The following is a 15,547-nucleotide window of genomic DNA, read 5'->3' on the forward strand; positions in this document are numbered from 1 at the left end:
TCGAACGAATATCGGAGAAGCTGTCCGTCTCTCCATCCAAAGAGTGAATATCATCGATGTCGACTGTCCGAACTACGGAACGAAATCTCTCGGCGAACATATGGTTTCGGTAACTTTTATAATGATTGTAGGTATTGTTTACCAGTAGCACGCGACCGTTGGTAAAGACGGCGCGTCGCACGGGGTGACCACCAGTGACAGCAAATACCTACGTCGGTGCGGTAGACCAGGGGACGACCGGAACCCGTTTCATCGTGTTCGATCACGGCGGACAGGTCGTCGCGAACGCCTACGAGAAGCACGAACAGATCTATCCGGAGCCAGGGTGGGTCGAACACGACCCGATGGAGATCTGGGAGAACACCAAGTCGGTGATCACGCAGGCGCTCGGGCAGGCGGGGATCAGCCCCGATCAGCTCGAGGCGATCGGCGTCACGAACCAGCGCGAGACGACGCTGCTGTGGGACGCCGACTCCGGCAAGCCGGTCCACAACGCCATCGTCTGGCAGGACCGCCGGACGACCGACCGCGTCGAGGAACTCGAGGCGAACGACCTCGTCGAGGAGATCCGCGAGAAGACGGGCCTCGAGGCCGACGCCTACTTCTCGGCGACGAAAGCCGAGTGGCTGCTCGACAACGCGGATCCGATCAAGATGGAGCGTTCGCGGCCCGACGACATCCGCGACCGCGCGGAGCGCGGCGACGTCCTTTTCGGAACGATCGACACGTGGCTGATCTACAATCTGACCGGCCAGCACGTCACCGAGGTGACCAACGCCTCGCGGACGATGCTCTACAACATCCACGACCTCGACTGGGACGACGACCTCCTCGCGGAGTTCGGCGTGCCCCGCGAGATGCTTCCCGAGGTCCGGCCCTCGAGCGACGACGAAACGTACGGGACGACCGATCCAGAGGGCTTCCTCGAGGCCGAAATTCCCGTCGCGGGCGCACTCGGCGACCAGCAGGCGGCCCTGTTCGGCCAGACCTGTTTCGACGCCGGCGACGCGAAGAACACCTACGGGACGGGCTCGTTTTTCCTGATGAACACCGGCAACGAGGCCGTCACGAGCGACCACGGCCTGCTGACGACGATCGGCTTCCAGCGCTCGGGCGAGGACGTCCAGTACGCGCTGGAGGGCTCGATCTTCATCACCGGCGCCGCCATCGAGTGGCTCGAGGACGTCTCGCTGATCGACAACCCGGCCCAGACGGCCGAACTGGCCCGCAGCGTCGACTCGACCGACGGCGTCTACGTCGTCCCCGCCTTCACCGGGCTGGGCGCGCCCCACTGGGATCAGCGCGCACGCGGGACCATCGTCGGCATGACTCGCGGCACGAAACGGGAACACATCGTCCGGGCGACCCTCGAGTCGATCGCCTACCAGACCCGCGACGTCGCGGAGGCGATGGAGGCCGACTCGGGCATCGAGATGACCTCGCTGAAAGTCGACGGCGGCGCGGTCAAGAACAACTACCTCTGTCAGCTCCAGTCGGATATCATCGGCTCGGAGATCGTCCGCCCGGTCGTCGACGAGACGACGGCGCTCGGCTCGGCGTACGCGGCCGGGCTCGCGGTGGGCTACTGGGACGACGTCGACAGCCTGCGGAATAACTGGCAGGTCGACCGCGAATTCGAGCCGGAGATGGACAGCGAGACGGCGGACGCGCGCTACGGGCGCTGGCAGGACGCCGTCGACCGGTCGCTGGGGTGGGCGAACGACGGTGGGAGTAAATGATCGACGCGCTCACCGATCTCGCGGCGATCATCGCCTCGCTGGCCGGCGGCGCGTTCGGCGCCGCGATCGGGCCGCTTCCGGCGTTCGTCTTCACCGGCTTCATGGTGATCGCCGGGGAGGCTTCGGTGCTCGCCGGTGGCGACGGCGCGATCACCGATCAGATCGCGTTCGGCCCGGCGTTCTCGCCCGCGGTGAGTTTCGCCGGCGGGGTGGCCGCGACGGCCTACGCCGCGAAGAAGGGGTACATGGACGGCTTCGAACACGATTACCACCAGGCGAAGAACATCGCGCAGGCGCTTGGAACCAAGCCCGACGTGCTCCTCGTGGGCGCCGCCTTCGGCGTGCTCGGCTACTGGCTGACCGTCGCCTCGGAGGGGCTTGGCATGCCGTACGACCCAATCGCGATGGGCGTCGTCCTCTCGGCGATCTTCCACCGCCTCATCCTCGGCTACAGCATCATCGGGAAGGTTCGCGGCAGCAACGTCCTCGACATGGGTCCCTTCGAGCGCGAGGAGCGTCGCACCTCGGCGGACGGCGGGAAGGAGATGGTCGATCTGGCGGAAGCGGAGACCCCCAAAGGCGGCGACGCTATCGCTCCCGAACGGCAGGCCGGCGCCGCGGCAGCCGGCCGGTTCGCCGTCGAGCCGTGGCTGCCCCACCAGTACAAGTGGGGTCACGTCGCCACGCTCGGTGCGTTCGTCGGCATTCTCGGCGCCTGGATCTCGATCATGACCGAGAGCGCGTTCCTCGGGTTCGGTATCAGCGCGGCGTCGCTGCTGTTTCTCAACCTCGGCATCGAGAAGGTGCCCGTGACCCACCACATCACGCTGCCGGCCGGGACCGCCGCGCTCGCGGCGTGGGTCCCCGCTGACAACGCGCTCGCGGCGAACGCGCCCGTCGCCTACGAGGGCGGGGCCGTACTCGCCGGAACGAGCGTCGAGGTCGCGCTGCTCGTCGGCCTCGCGTTCGGGCTCGTCTGTGCGCTGTTCGGCGAACTGTTCCAGCGCGTCTTCTACGCCCACGGCGACACGCACGTGGATCCGCCGGCTGCGGCGATCGTCTTCGGGACCGCCCTGGTCGCGATCCTGTACGTCGCCGGCGTCTTCGGAACGACGATCTGGGTCCCGTGGTTCTGACCCGCTGATCGCCCGCCGACCGTCCGCGTCCGTTTTCTCGTCGTCCGACTCGAGACGCGTCGCTCGAGCGAGCACCAGTACTCGACTCGAGTTGAGCCGCGTGCCGAGACCCGTTCGCTTTAGGCGACGGCCGGCCCATCTCACCCTATGTCCGCCGATCCGCCGCTCGTGCTCGACATCGACGGCACGCTCACGCGCCCCGACCGCTGGGGCATCGACCCGCGCGTCTTCGACCCCGTTCGTGACTGGGAGGCCCCCGTCGTGATCGCGACCGGGAAGGCTTTTCCCTACCCCGTCGCCCTCTGTCACTTCGCCGGGATTCCCGAACTCGTCGTCGCCGAAAACGGCGGCGTGGTCTACACCGGCGACGACGTCTTCTTCACCGCCGACCGCGCCGCCGCTCAGGCCGTCCTCGAGGAGTATCGGGCCGCCGGCTACGACACGGGCTGGGGGCCGGAAAACACCGTCAACCGCTGGCGGGAGACCGAAATTGCGGTCGATCTCGAACAGCCGATCGGCCCGCTGCGAGCGATCGCCGCCGAGCACGGCCTCGAGGTCGTCGACACCGGCTACGCCTACCACGTCAAGGACACCGCGCCGAACAAGGGCGACGGCGTCGAGACGATCGCCGAGCGCGTCGGCTTCGACCTCGCGGACGCGGTCGCCGTCGGCGACTCGGTCAACGACGTCTCGACGTTCGAAACCGTCGGCCGGAGCTTCGCCGTGAAAAACGCCGACGAGACGGCGAAAGCGGCGGCCGACGAGGTACTCGAGGGTGCACACGCCGACGGCACGTTGGCCGTCCTCGAGCGGGTTCGTGGGTCAGGATAGTGTAGCGGTCTCCGGGACTGGGTTCTCGGCGGCGCTTCGAGTCGCGCTTGAGGGCTTCGTGAGCGTAGCGAGCGAGGTCAGCCGAGACGGCTCGCCGTCTCGCGATGCGAAGATTCTCGGTTTTCAAACTGTCGGACAGCAGTCAGTGCACCGTCGGTCGCGACGTCGCAGTCGGCTCCGACGGCGACGACCGCCGTCGCGCGACCGATCGGCAAATAGGTCTGTCCGGCAGTATCAGTCGCGTGGAAGACGCTTCGGGTCTACCAGTGGATGAGCGAGCGAATCGGCTGAGGAGGGAGAGGCAATCCTCGTAGCCAGTGTGAGAAGTCTCAGAGCGGTCGAATACGGAAACCGCCGCTCAACTAATTCGAGAACGACTGGTAGGCGACTGACTTCCGATCGTGGCTACGAGGGATTCCACATCCTCCCCAACCGATTCGCTCACTCGCTTCGCTCGTTCGCTCATCCCTCGCACGACGTCGAGCCACGGTTCACTCGTCGTTCACCGTGGCTCAGCGTGCGCCACGCGGAGAGATAGCTCGAGTCCGAACAACGAGAAGCCGGCTCCGAACGGTGAGTGCCCGCAGCCTGCGGACGAGGACTGCTCGAGCGCGACACTCAGAACGCTTTTCTTCGGCCCGACGAACACTCGAGTATGCTCGCCGACGTTATCGCCGCGGTCCTCGGCATCGTGGTGACGCCCGCCCTGTTCATCGCGATCTACTTCGACGCCTCGAGAGTCGCGGTCTCGAGGCCGCTGCTGTGGGCGACGGTCGCAGCGGCGCCGTTCGCGCTCGGGGTCGGCATGTACCTCTTTATCGACGCCGTCCCGATGACCGGCGTCATCATGACCGCCAACACCGGCATCGTCCTGTACGGCTTCGAACGCGAGATCACTCGCGGCGACGACCAACCCGCCGAGCCGGGAGAACTGCTCGAGTAGCCCGGTCGAACCGGCGCGCTCGAGTTCGCCGTTGCCACCGGAACGTTTTCGCTCCGGTGACACCACACGGTTTTTGTCCGCCCCCGCCCAAGCGGGGTCAACATGAGTGATTCCGCCGATTCGGGCGTCGATCCGGGGACCGACGCCGACGAGGCAGCCGACGCGGGAGACGGCGGTGCGATGCAGGTCTCGAGTCCGGATTATCACAGCGAGAACCACACGGCCGCCCAGACCTGCGGCTGGACGGCGAACGCCATCCGCGGCGAGGGGAAGTGCTACAAGTACATCTACTACGGGATCGAGTCCCACCGCTGCATCCAGATGACGCCCGTCGTGCGCTGTAACGAGCGCTGCGTCTTCTGCTGGCGCGACCACCAGGGTCACACCTACGAGATGGACGACGTCGAGTGGGACGATCCCGAGGCGGTCGTCGACGCTTCGATCAGGCTCCAGAAGAAGCTACTGTCGGGCTTCGGCGGCAACGACGAGGTCCCTCGCGAGGTGTTCGACCAGGCGATGGAGCCGCGACACGTCGCCATCTCGCTCGACGGCGAACCGACGCTCTATCCCTACCTGCCGGAGCTCATCGACGCGTTTCACGACCGCGACATCACCACCTTCCTCGTCTCTAACGGCACCCGCCCCGAGGTGCTCAGGGAGTGCGATCCCACGCAACTGTACGTCAGCGTCGACGCCCCCGAGCGCCACACCTTCGACAACGTCGTCGGCGCGACGGAGGACGACGCCTGGGAGAAGCTCCTCGAGACCATGGCCGTCCTCGCCGAGAAGGACGAGACCCGGACGGTCCTCCGGACGACGCTCGTCGACGGGGAGAACATGCACCACCCCGACTGGTACGCCGGCTTCTACCAGCAGGCCGACCCCGATTTCGTCGAGCTGAAAGCCTACATGCACGTCGGCCACTCGCAGGGCCGCCTCGACCGCTCGGCGATGCCCGACCACGAGGCCGTCGTCGCGTTCGCCGAGGACGTCATGTCGTACATGCCCGAGTTCACGGAGTGTCGCGGCGTGCCGGAGTCCCGCGTCGCCCTGCTCGCAACGCAAAAGGACACCTGGGTCCCCAAACTCAAGAAGGGCAGCGAGTTCTGGGAGCGCGATCCGGTCGTCGGGGACTGAGGGGCGTATCCCTCGTCTTCACCGATTTCACCTTCTTCGGCTCGAGTCTCCGCTCCACTTGAGCCCCACCTCGCTCGAGTCCCCCGTCGCGGCGAGAACGCTTACAAACCGACCGACCGAACTCCCGCCAGTGCCCCTTCGATCGTTCATCGACGATGTCGACGGGCCCGAGCGAACGATCGCCGTGGTGAGCGACGACGAGCCGGGACCGCTTGCAGCGATGCTCGAGGCGGCGTTCGAGACGCAGTCGGTCAACGTGCGGACCGACGGAGAGACGATCGTCGGTTCCGGACCCCTGGCGGACCTCGAGGGAGAGACCGACGGTGACGTCGCGGTCTTGCTCGAGGACGGCGAGCCCGTCGCGGCGTCACCGATGACGGCGCTCTACGAGTCGCTCCTCGCGATCAACTCTGATCTGTTCGTGACGGGTGCGCGCGGACTTGGCGAGATCGACCTGCCGGACGTCATCGCGGGCGTCGCCGAAGCCCCGCTCCGACTCCGGGGCTATCCCCTTGCGCACAAGGAGAAACTCCTGTTGATCCTGCTCTCGCGCCACATCGAGCAGCGGGCCTGGGAAGCGGGCGACGGAACGCTTCGCTCGTCGTTCCAGCGGCTCTCGCGGATCGAGGACGAGGTCGGGACGCGAGAGGTATACGAGGGACTCGCGGCGACGGACGTCGACGTCCACGTCTACGGCGTCGACGACGGAACGACGGTCGACGTGGAGGCGACCGTCCACACCGGTACCGACTCGACCTACCGAAACGGCTGGTTCGTCGTGTATCGGCCCGACGGCGCCGCCGACGATAGCGGTCCCGACGCCGGCTCGGCGGCGCTCGTCTGCCTCGAGACCGCGTCACGGATCTGGGAGGGAGTCTGGACGCGCAACTCCGAGCGCGTCGCGGAGATCGACGACGCGATCGCTCGGGAACTCTGAGTTCGCGACCACCTCGAGCGCCGCGACCGTCTGAGCCGTGAGGACGACCGATGGCTTTTTGCGCCGACCCACCAACGGATCGGTACGCGACTAAACGCTCGACAACTTCGTCACAGTTTTGGTATGCATGCCACATTCGGTATGCTTTTAGGGTGGCCGATCATACCGGGTGGTATGTCAGTCTCAACCGCGTCCGCCGTCGGGCACGACGAACTCGCCGTGCTCAAACTTCTCGCACTCGAGGGCGGGCTCGAGGGCGACGTCAAGATCTCCTGTTCTCGCCTCGCGGATCGCCTCGACGCGTCGAACCAGACCGCCTCGCGACGGCTCCAGCGCCTCGAGAGCGCGGACTTGCTCGAGCGAGACACCGTCAGCGACGGGCAGTGGGTCGCGGTCACCGACGACGGCGAACGACTCCTGCATGCGGAGTACGAGGATTATCGGCGCATCTTCGAGGCCAAATCGGAGGTCGAACTCGACGGCACCGTCACCAGCGGCATGGGTGAGGGGCGCCACTACATCTCCCTGCCGGGCTACAAACGACAGTTCGAGGACCGACTCGGCTACGAGCCGTTCCCCGGCACGCTGAACGTCGAACTCCGCGAGGAGAGCGTTCGCCGTCGCAGCGCCGTCGCTTCCCTCGAGCCGGTGCCGATCGACGGCTGGGAGGACGACGACCGCACCTACGGGCCCGCCGTCTGTTATGCGGCGACGATCGAGACGGCCGAGGGCGACCGCTACGAGAACGCACACACGATCGCACCCGAGCGAACCCATCACGACGACGACCAGCTCGAGGTCATCGCGCCGGAGAAACTCCGCGAGGAACTCGACCTCGAGGACGACGACCACGTCACCGTCTACGTGGGTGATCGCCGATGACGGGCCACCACGCCGGAACGCGATCGGACGCCAGCGGCACGAACACCAGCGCCGACGGCGGCTCCGCGACGACGGCCAACACCGTCGAGGAGGCCCTCGAGTCGCTTCGCGCCGGCGAGCCGATCCTCGTCCACGACGCGGCCGACCGCGAGGGCGAGACGGACCTTATCTACCACGCCGACGCGGTGACTCCCGAGGCCGTCGCCCACCTGCGAAACGACGCGGGCGGACTCGTCTGCGTGGCGCTCGGCCACGACGTCGCCGACGCGTTCGACCTCCCCTTCTACACCGAGGAGATCGACCACCCCGCCGCGGGCGGCCACGAACTCGGCTACGACGAGCGCTCGTCGTTCTCGCTGACGGTCAACCACCGCGACACCTACACCGGGATCACCGACAACGATCGCTCGACGACCATCCAGGCGCTCGGCGAAGCCGCAGCCAACCCCGACGCGACCGAGTTCGCCGCGGAGTTTCGCGTTCCCGGGCACGTCCACCTGCTCAAGGCCGCTCCCGATCTGCTCGCCCAGCGCGAGGGTCACACCGAACTCGGCGTCGCGCTCGCCGAAGCCGCCGACCTCTCCTCGGCGGTCGTCGTCTGCGAGATGCTCGCCGACGGCACCGGCGAGGCGATGACGCCCGCCGACGCCCGCGCCTACGCCGACCGTCACGACTTTACGTATCTCGAGGGCAGCGCGATCCTCGAGCGCCTCGGCTGAGGACATTGACTCGACGGCTCGACCGTTCTCGCTGGTAACGTTCCGCTCGTCAATCGTCGTCGGGACCGAGCGCCGCCTGCGTCGGATCCGACTCCGACCCCGAGCCTGAACCTGATCCTGATCCCGATCTCGATCTCGATCTCGACTCCGGATCGGTACTGATTCCGGGTCCGCTCCGGTAGACGGCATACAGGATCAACACGGCGATCGAGAAGTCGACGCTGTGTTCGACGAGGTGATGGATCGTCATCGGCACCAGCCCGAAGACGGTGCCGAGGCCGACGATCGACCGCGTTACGAGTAAGCCGAGGACGGCCGTGACCAGCAGGTAGCGGGTCGACCGGCGGCGCGAGTAGGCGACGATCCCGCAGCCAAAGAGGATCGTCGTCCCCAGGACGGCCAGGACGATTACGGCGAGCAGGACCGGCGCCAGCTGGGGGTCCAGCCACTGGACCTCGAACGGGCTCGTGTGATCCATCTACTCGTTTCTATATCGGAGCGGGGTCTATCTATGACCTTCGGTTAGATCCGTTACAGATTCCGCGGTCGATCGGTCTCTCGAGCGACGCCGGTTTCGTCACATTTCGACGGCGTGGCCGCCCCCAATCGCCCATCGATAGCGTCCGCGAACGTCTCCGGACTCGCGTCCGCTCTCGCGGTACTGATTACCACCCGTCGTACGACGGTTCCCACCTATCAGGAACGATCGGAAGCCGTTATGATGCTCGCACCGCTAGCAACGGGTAGCTACCCGCTTCGGAACGCGGACACCCTTCCACCCACTGCCATGAGCGACACTCGAAACCAGATCAGGGCGCACGTGCAGGCAAACGCCGGGATCCACTTCAACGAACTCGTCAGGGAGTCCGAGTTCGCCCCGGGACAGATTCAGTATCACGTCCGGCGGCTGCTCGACGCCGACGCCCTCGTTCGCGAGGAACTGTACGGACAGACCCACTACTACCCGCCACAGTACGACGCGTGGGAGCGGGCCGCGTTAGCGCTGTTTCGGCGGGAGACGGCCCGCGAGATCGTCGTCTACCTGATCGAGTCCGGTCCCTGCGGGCCGGCCACCGTCGCCGACGACCTCGGGATCGCCCGGAGCACGCTCGAGTACCATCTCGACCATCTCGTCGAGCGCGACATCGTCGTCAAAGAGTACGACGAGCGAAACCGGGTGACGCTCACGTTGTCGAACCCCGACCGCACCGCACCGCTGCTCTCGGAGGTGACGCCGACCGTTCCCGATCGACTGCTCGATCGGTTTACGCGGCTTGTCGACGGCCTGCTCGAGGGGCCGCCGAACTCCCGGTAACGTTCGCTCGAGCCTCGTTCGTCTCGAACGAACAGATCTACCGTCAGACACCCTTTTTCGACGATCGGACCACAACCAAAAATAGCAGATGGAATAGATGTGTCCGTATGACCCGGTCGATCGATCGACGACGTTTCGTACAGCTCTCAGCAGGCGGTCTCGCGGTCGGACTCGCCGGTTGTCTCGGTGGCGACGACGATGACGATGAGAACGGCGACGATGACGACGGAAACGGCGGCGAGAGCGGCGGCGACGAGGGGCTTGCGTACGCGTTCGCACCCAACCAGATTTCGATCATCGATCCCGCGGAGGGCGAGGTCGTCGACGAGATCACCGACGGCATCGACGACTATAGCTGGGGCGACCCGCGGATCACGACCGACCTGAGCCAGATCTTCGTCATCGAGGACTCCCAGGACCAGGTCGTCGTGATCGATACCGAGTCGCGCGAGATCACCGCTGAGGTCGGCATCGGCCCCGATGCGACCCACATGTATCATCCGAACGACGACGAGATGTGGGCCCATTCCGACGAGAACGGCGCGTTCTACGTCGTCGAGACCGACTCGCCGGAGGACGGAGACGTCCGCGTCGTCGAATCCGGCCTCGACGACGAGGGGCACGGCAAACTGCTCTACCACGAGGACTTCGGCTCGATGGGATACGCGACGAACGTCAACGACCCCGGCGCGCCAGTCATCGACCTCGAGGACTACGAGCGCAGCGAGTTCATCGACTTCACGGAATCCGACGAGATCGACGCGGAGGAGGGCACCCACTACAAGGCCTACGCGCCCGAGACCGGCCTCGCCTACTTCGAGTACGGCGACGAGACCGTCGTCGTCGACACCGAGACGAACGATATCGTCGACGTGCTCGACCTCGCCGGCGGGATGTACCTCACGCCCGACGAGCAACTGCTCGGCGTCCTCGACGGCGACGACGTTCGGTTCCTCGACGCGACCAGCGAGGACAGCGAGGAACTCGGCTCGGTCACCGTCGAGGGCGGCCCCGACGCGCTGCGCTACTACGACGACGACGGCACGATATACGCCTTCACCGCCAACACGATGAACGACGAAGGCGCGGTCATCGACACCGACGAGTTCGAGATCCTCGACACGCTCGCGGTCGGCGACATCGAGCGACCCGAGGGAGCACGACACCTCCACCGCTCCGGCGTCGCCGGTGACGAGTACTTCCTCACGCCCGCGGACGGCGACGGCTTCGTCGCCGTCGTCGACATGGCCGAACAGGAGGTCGCCCACCAGGTCGACGTCGAAGACGGCGTCGACACTATCCAGTACGTCGGCGACTCCGGCGTCGGCTACTCCGGCAAAATTCGATAAGCGATGACCGGACGCGAATCGACCGACCGTCGCCCGCCCGCCGGTTCCCGCCGCGCCTCGAGCGCTATCAGAGCAACCACAGTCGTCCTCGCCGTCGTCCTCCTGCTCGGGGCGGTCGCCACGCCGGTCGCGGCCCACGCGTACCTGAGCGAATCGGATCCGGCTAACGGCGAACAGGTCGAAGCAGTGCCCGACGACGTGACGCTGACGTTCTCGGGCGACGGCGTCCAGATCGTCACCGACGCGACGATCACCGGGCCCGACGGCGAGGAAGTGAACGGCGAACCCGAGATCGATCCCGACGACAGCCAGATCGTCCGGATCCCGATCGAGGACGCGGCCGATAGCGAGGACGCCGACGGCATGTACACCGTCGAGTGGGAAGTCATCGCGGACGACGGTCACACGACCTCCGGGACGTTCTTTTTCGCCGTCGGCGACGAACCGCTCGACCGCGACGCCGTTCTCGAGGCCCACGCGGACGACGAGACCGACGAGTCGCCACCGCCGACCGAGACCGCCTCGAAGGGGCTGTTACTGGTCGCGCTCGTCGGGCTCGTCGGCGCCCCGCTGACGGCCGCCATCGCGGTCTACCCGGCTGCCGACCGATTCGGCTCGTCGACGCGCGCCGTCGATCGACGACTCTCTCGACTGCTCGCCGGCGGGGCCGCGCTGTTGCTCGCCGCGGCGCTCGCCCTCGGGCTGAGCAGAGTCCCGGATCCCGGACCGTTCACCCTCGAGGGGCTGGAGCAATTCGTCGCCACGCCGCTCGGACAGGTGTGGCTGCTCCAGCTCGCACTCGCCGTCGCGCTGCTCGCGTTCGTCGCCGTCGGCGGTCCGCGCCGCGGCGCGATTCCGCGGCGAGGCTGGCTCGCTGGGACGTTCGTCGGCGCACTCGGCGTCGGCGCGACGGTCGGCTGGACGAGCCACTCCGCGACGGCGATCGACCGCCTGCAGGGGATGGCCGTCGACTTCGCCCACATCGGCGGCGCGGCGCTGTGGGTCGGCGGTCTGGTCGTACTGGCGCTGATCGTCCCGCCGCTGCTCCGCGGAACGGCCGCCGAGGACCGCGCGGCGCTCGCCGCGGCGACGATCCGGCGCTACTCGCTGCTCGCGGTCGCGGGCGTCACGCTCGCCGGCGCGACCGGACTCGTCCTCGCCGCCTGGCACGTTCCGAGCATCGACGCGCTCGGCGAGACGGTCTACGGCACCGCCCTCTCCGCGAAGACGCTCCTGGTCCTGCTGGCGCTCGGACTGGGTGGATTCACCCGGTTCGTCCTACTTCGCCGACTCGAGGCCGACGCCGGCGACGAATCCGCCAGCCTGAGTGACGATGCGGACGCGCTCGGAAACGCTGGCGCGCAGACCCGCCAAGACGGCGGCCGAATCGCGTCCGTCTCCGACCCGAGTCCCGCGGACGGAACGGTCACCCGATTTCGCCGCGCAGTCCGCCTCGAGGTCGCCCTCCTGGTCGTCGTACTCTTGCTCTCGGGGCTGCTCACGTCGGTGCCGACCGCGGCCGTCGCCGGCGATGACGACCTCGGAACGGCGACGATCGAGCGCGAGGGGAGCGCCGACCTCGAGTTGACCGTGACGCCCGCCGACTACGACGAAGACGAGGAGGTCGTGTACGTCCAGGAGGGTGACCCGGTCGTCTTCGAGGCGAATCTGACCGACGACGGCGAGCAGGTCGAAACCGATCGCGAGCCGAGACTGTCGGTGGACGGCCCCGACGATTCGTTCGACGATACCCTCGAGCGAGCCGACGACGGCACCTACACGATCGTCCAGCCGTTCGCAGACGACGGCGACTGGGAGCTCGAGCTCTCCTACGAGTACGACAGCGCCCTCTCGAGCGAGACCGTCGACGTTCACGTGCTCCCCGATGACGAGCACGACCACGGCGAGGAAGACCACGACCACGGTGATAACGAGCACGACCACGGTGATGAACACGCAGACCACGACGACGAGCACGCAGACCACGACGTCGGTGACGAGACCGACGGCGCGTTCGCCACGCTCTTGCAGTTCGGCGCCGTCGCTATCGGCGTCGGCGGCACGGTCGCCGTCGTCACTGAAGTCGTTCGGTTCCGGGATCGCTCGAGCTAGGTCGGCGTCGCGACCACCCGGCCCGTGTCGATTCCGCGACTATCCGGCCCGCGTCGATTCCGCGACTATCCGGTCCGCGTCGAGTAACGCCCCGACTCGAGCGCTCCATCCCATTCGCAAATCGCGAACACTTAGTACAGTGGCTCGTAACACTCTCGATCATGGGATTCGACGAGATGGACGTCAGCACGATCTGGATGGACGGCGAGTTCGTCGACTGGGACGACGCGCAGGTCCACGTCCTCACACATGGCTTGCACTACGGCAGCGGCGTCTTCGAGGGCGCACGCTGTTACGACACCGCGGAGGGCCCCGCGATCTTCCGCTGGGAGGAGCACCTGGATCGGCTCTACCAGTCGGCAAAGCCCTACGAGATGGAGATCGATCACACGAAAGCGGAACTGACCGAGGCGACGAAAGAGCTCATCCAGCGCCAGGATCTCGAGTCCTGTTACATCCGCCCGATCGCCTTCTACGGCTACAACTCCCTCGGCGTCAGCCCCGAGGACTGTCCGACCCGAACGGCGATCGCCGTCTGGCCGTGGGGAGCCTACCTCGGCGAGGAGGCTCTGGAAGCGGGCATCGAGGTCATGATCTCCTCGTGGCGCAAGCACGCTTCGAGTCAGATTCCGACGAACGCGAAGACGACGGGCCTGTACGTCAACAGCATGCTCGCCGGCGAGGAGGCGCGACGGAACGGCTACGCCGAAGCGATCGTCCTCAACAAGGAGGGCAACGTCGCCGAAGGGCCCGGCGAGAACATCTTCCTCGTCCGCGACGGCGAGATTCACACGCCCGGCCTCTCGGAGTCGATCCTCGACGGCATCACCCGCGACACGGTCATCGAGATCGCCGAGGATCTCGGCTACACGGTCCACGACAACGTCTCGATCTCTCGAGGCGAACTCAACACGGCCGACGAACTGTTCTTTACCGGCTCCGCGGCCGAGGTCACGCCCATCCGGAAGGTCGACAACGTCGTCATCGGCGACGGCTCGCGCGGGCCCGTCACCGAGGAGATCCAGCAGCGATTCTTCGAGATCGTCGAGCGCGAAACCGACGCGTACGACGAGTGGTTCGAGTACGTCTGAACTGAGCCGCGTGGGCGCAGTGACGCTCCGCTGACTTGTATTCGAATCAGCGTTCGGAACCGTATCGCTCGCTTGCGCTCGAGCATTCGCGGACGAAGTGAGCGATTCACCGCCGGAGCGGAGTGAAACTCCGCGACGGCGGCCTTTTTTCATCGACGTTTTTTGCCGGGGTTCGACCGAGTGAGCGAAGCGAATGAGGGAGGACCCCGGTAAAAAAACTTCGCTGTACTGAACGATAGGTTCGGACGATCGACTCGAGAGCCGAACGCTCTTGTCGGCGGCCCGCCAGCACCGAGACAGAGAGATGCCCACGGACCCCGTTCGCTTCGAGTCGGTTACGGCTCGAGACGTCTCGCTGATCGTCCTCGAGGAACTGACGTGTTCGGCCGCGTTTCGCTCGTGGCTGCTCGAGGCGAGCGGTCTCGAGGGCGAGACCGAACCGACGACCGTCCTCGAGGCGCGGGATTCCCTCGGCGGGACTGAAACCGTCAAGTTCGATGCCGACCGGAAACGGGCCGCGATCGAGGCTGGCCTCGAGATCGCGGACGAACGAGTCCTCCTCGTCCTGACGATCGACACTGCACTCGAAGCCGACGCGGACGCGGACGCACTCGAGTCGATTCGGACGCGACGCGACCGCGCGCTGGACGGAGAGTGGGACGACTGCCAGACGGTAGCGGTCGCACCGGCGGCCGCGCTCGAGACCGGGACGACCGGCGCCGAGTCACCGATGGACGCGACGATCTCGCTCGAGTCGCTTCGGGATCGGTTCGCCGCCCGCGACACCGAACGCGGCGCGTTTCGGGCGTCGCTGCTCGCGGCTGCGATCGGTGATCGGGGACGCACATCTGACGCGCCGACGATCGTCGACGACTACCGCGCCCACCTGGCCGAACGCGAGCCGTCGGTCGACCTCGAGGCGGCCGACGCGTCGGCGCAGACCGACAGCGCGACGGTGGCGATCGACGGGCCGTCGCTCGCCGACGACCATCGCCTCCTCCACTCGCTACGAGAGGGGACCATCGAGCTCCGCATCCCCGGCGCCGCGGCGCACCTCCAGCCCTTCGCCGCCCGGTACGCGACCGTACTCCCGCCGACGACGAACTTCCTGACCGACGGCGAGACGCTCGTGTTACGCCTGTCCGTCCCGTCGCTCGCGTCCGACTCGAGCGAGGCCGATTCAGCGGCTGATTCCGGCGACGATGGTCGCGGGAGCCTCGAGGTCGATCCGTCGGCGGTCGACGAGGCGCTGTCGGCCGTCCGGGACCTCCTCGATCTCTCCGCGCGCATCGCCGAACGGGGCTCGTGAGCGATTCTTCGGGGTGTTTTCGACCGGCGACCGATTCGTAGCGTTTT

Annotated in this window: 14 protein-coding genes; 13 read left to right on the forward strand and 1 reads right to left on the reverse strand. The window is 66.7% G+C overall.

All coding sequences use genetic code 11. From position 1 onward, the window contains the following. Positions 1 to 194 precede the first annotated feature (194 nt). From glpK to ribB, 8 genes are all read left to right on the forward strand, one after another. Positions 195 to 1,739: a glycerol kinase GlpK gene (glpK, locus tag C493_RS16925; RefSeq protein ID WP_007260704.1), complete on the forward strand. Its 1,545-nt coding sequence runs from the start codon at positions 195 to 197 to the stop codon at positions 1,737 to 1,739. Continuing rightward, a complete protein-coding gene (locus C493_RS16930; protein ID WP_007260705.1) occupies positions 1,736 to 2,875 on the forward strand; it encodes a hypothetical protein in 1,140 nt (379 codons plus the stop codon). Before glpK ends, C493_RS16930 begins: the two co-directional genes overlap by 4 nt. A gap of 147 nt (positions 2,876 to 3,022) precedes the next feature. Then, positions 3,023 to 3,706, forward strand: a complete 684-nt coding sequence (locus tag C493_RS16935; protein WP_007260706.1) for an HAD-IIB family hydrolase — start codon at positions 3,023 to 3,025, stop codon at positions 3,704 to 3,706. A 655-nt stretch (positions 3,707 to 4,361) separates the two neighbouring features. Beyond that, on the forward strand, positions 4,362 to 4,649 hold the full coding sequence (locus C493_RS16940) for a hypothetical protein (RefSeq protein WP_007260707.1): 288 nt from the start codon (positions 4,362 to 4,364) through the stop codon (positions 4,647 to 4,649). Positions 4,650 to 4,751: 102 nt separating this feature from the next. Next, on the forward strand, positions 4,752 to 5,786 hold the full coding sequence (gene twy1, locus C493_RS16945; RefSeq protein ID WP_007260708.1) for a 4-demethylwyosine synthase TYW1: 1,035 nt from the start codon (positions 4,752 to 4,754) through the stop codon (positions 5,784 to 5,786). Positions 5,787 to 5,916: 130 nt separating this feature from the next. Beyond that, positions 5,917 to 6,723: a DICT sensory domain-containing protein gene (locus C493_RS16950; RefSeq protein WP_007260709.1), complete on the forward strand. Its 807-nt coding sequence runs from the start codon at positions 5,917 to 5,919 to the stop codon at positions 6,721 to 6,723. Positions 6,724 to 6,897: 174 nt separating this feature from the next. Beyond that, entirely contained in the window at positions 6,898 to 7,605 is a 708-nt protein-coding gene (locus C493_RS16955; RefSeq protein WP_007260710.1) for a DUF120 domain-containing protein, read from the forward strand. Then, on the forward strand, positions 7,602 to 8,324 hold the full coding sequence (gene ribB, locus C493_RS16960) for a 3,4-dihydroxy-2-butanone-4-phosphate synthase (protein ID WP_007260711.1): 723 nt from the start codon (positions 7,602 to 7,604) through the stop codon (positions 8,322 to 8,324). Before C493_RS16955 ends, ribB begins: the two co-directional genes overlap by 4 nt. A gap of 49 nt (positions 8,325 to 8,373) precedes the next feature. Here ribB and C493_RS16965 read toward each other — a convergent pair whose 3' ends face one another. Then, positions 8,374 to 8,802, reverse strand: a complete 429-nt coding sequence (locus C493_RS16965) for a DUF7471 family protein (RefSeq protein ID WP_007260712.1) — start codon at positions 8,800 to 8,802, stop codon at positions 8,374 to 8,376. Between the two features lie 309 nt (positions 8,803 to 9,111). Between C493_RS16965 and C493_RS16970 the strand changes: the two genes are divergently transcribed. From C493_RS16970 to C493_RS16990, 5 genes are all read left to right on the forward strand, one after another. Next, the gene (locus C493_RS16970; RefSeq protein ID WP_049889437.1) at positions 9,112 to 9,639 is read left to right on the forward strand and encodes a winged helix-turn-helix transcriptional regulator; all 528 of its coding nucleotides are present in this window, start codon (positions 9,112 to 9,114) and stop codon (positions 9,637 to 9,639) included. Between the two features lie 107 nt (positions 9,640 to 9,746). Next, on the forward strand, positions 9,747 to 10,988 hold the full coding sequence (locus C493_RS16975; RefSeq protein ID WP_007260714.1) for a YncE family protein: 1,242 nt from the start codon (positions 9,747 to 9,749) through the stop codon (positions 10,986 to 10,988). Between the two features lie 3 nt (positions 10,989 to 10,991). Further along, the gene (locus tag C493_RS16980; protein WP_007260715.1) at positions 10,992 to 13,100 is read left to right on the forward strand and encodes a copper resistance CopC/CopD family protein; all 2,109 of its coding nucleotides are present in this window, start codon (positions 10,992 to 10,994) and stop codon (positions 13,098 to 13,100) included. A 161-nt stretch (positions 13,101 to 13,261) separates the two neighbouring features. Further along, the gene (locus tag C493_RS16985; protein ID WP_007260716.1) at positions 13,262 to 14,191 is read left to right on the forward strand and encodes a branched-chain amino acid transaminase; all 930 of its coding nucleotides are present in this window, start codon (positions 13,262 to 13,264) and stop codon (positions 14,189 to 14,191) included. A 304-nt stretch (positions 14,192 to 14,495) separates the two neighbouring features. Next, complete coding sequence (locus tag C493_RS16990) at positions 14,496 to 15,500, forward strand: hypothetical protein (protein WP_007260717.1); 1,005 nt, start codon at positions 14,496 to 14,498, stop codon at positions 15,498 to 15,500. The last annotated feature ends 47 nt before the right edge of the window (positions 15,501 to 15,547 follow it).

The organism is Natronolimnohabitans innermongolicus JCM 12255 (assembly GCF_000337215.1).
Classification (GTDB): domain Archaea; phylum Halobacteriota; class Halobacteria; order Halobacteriales; family Natrialbaceae; genus Natronolimnohabitans; species Natronolimnohabitans innermongolicus.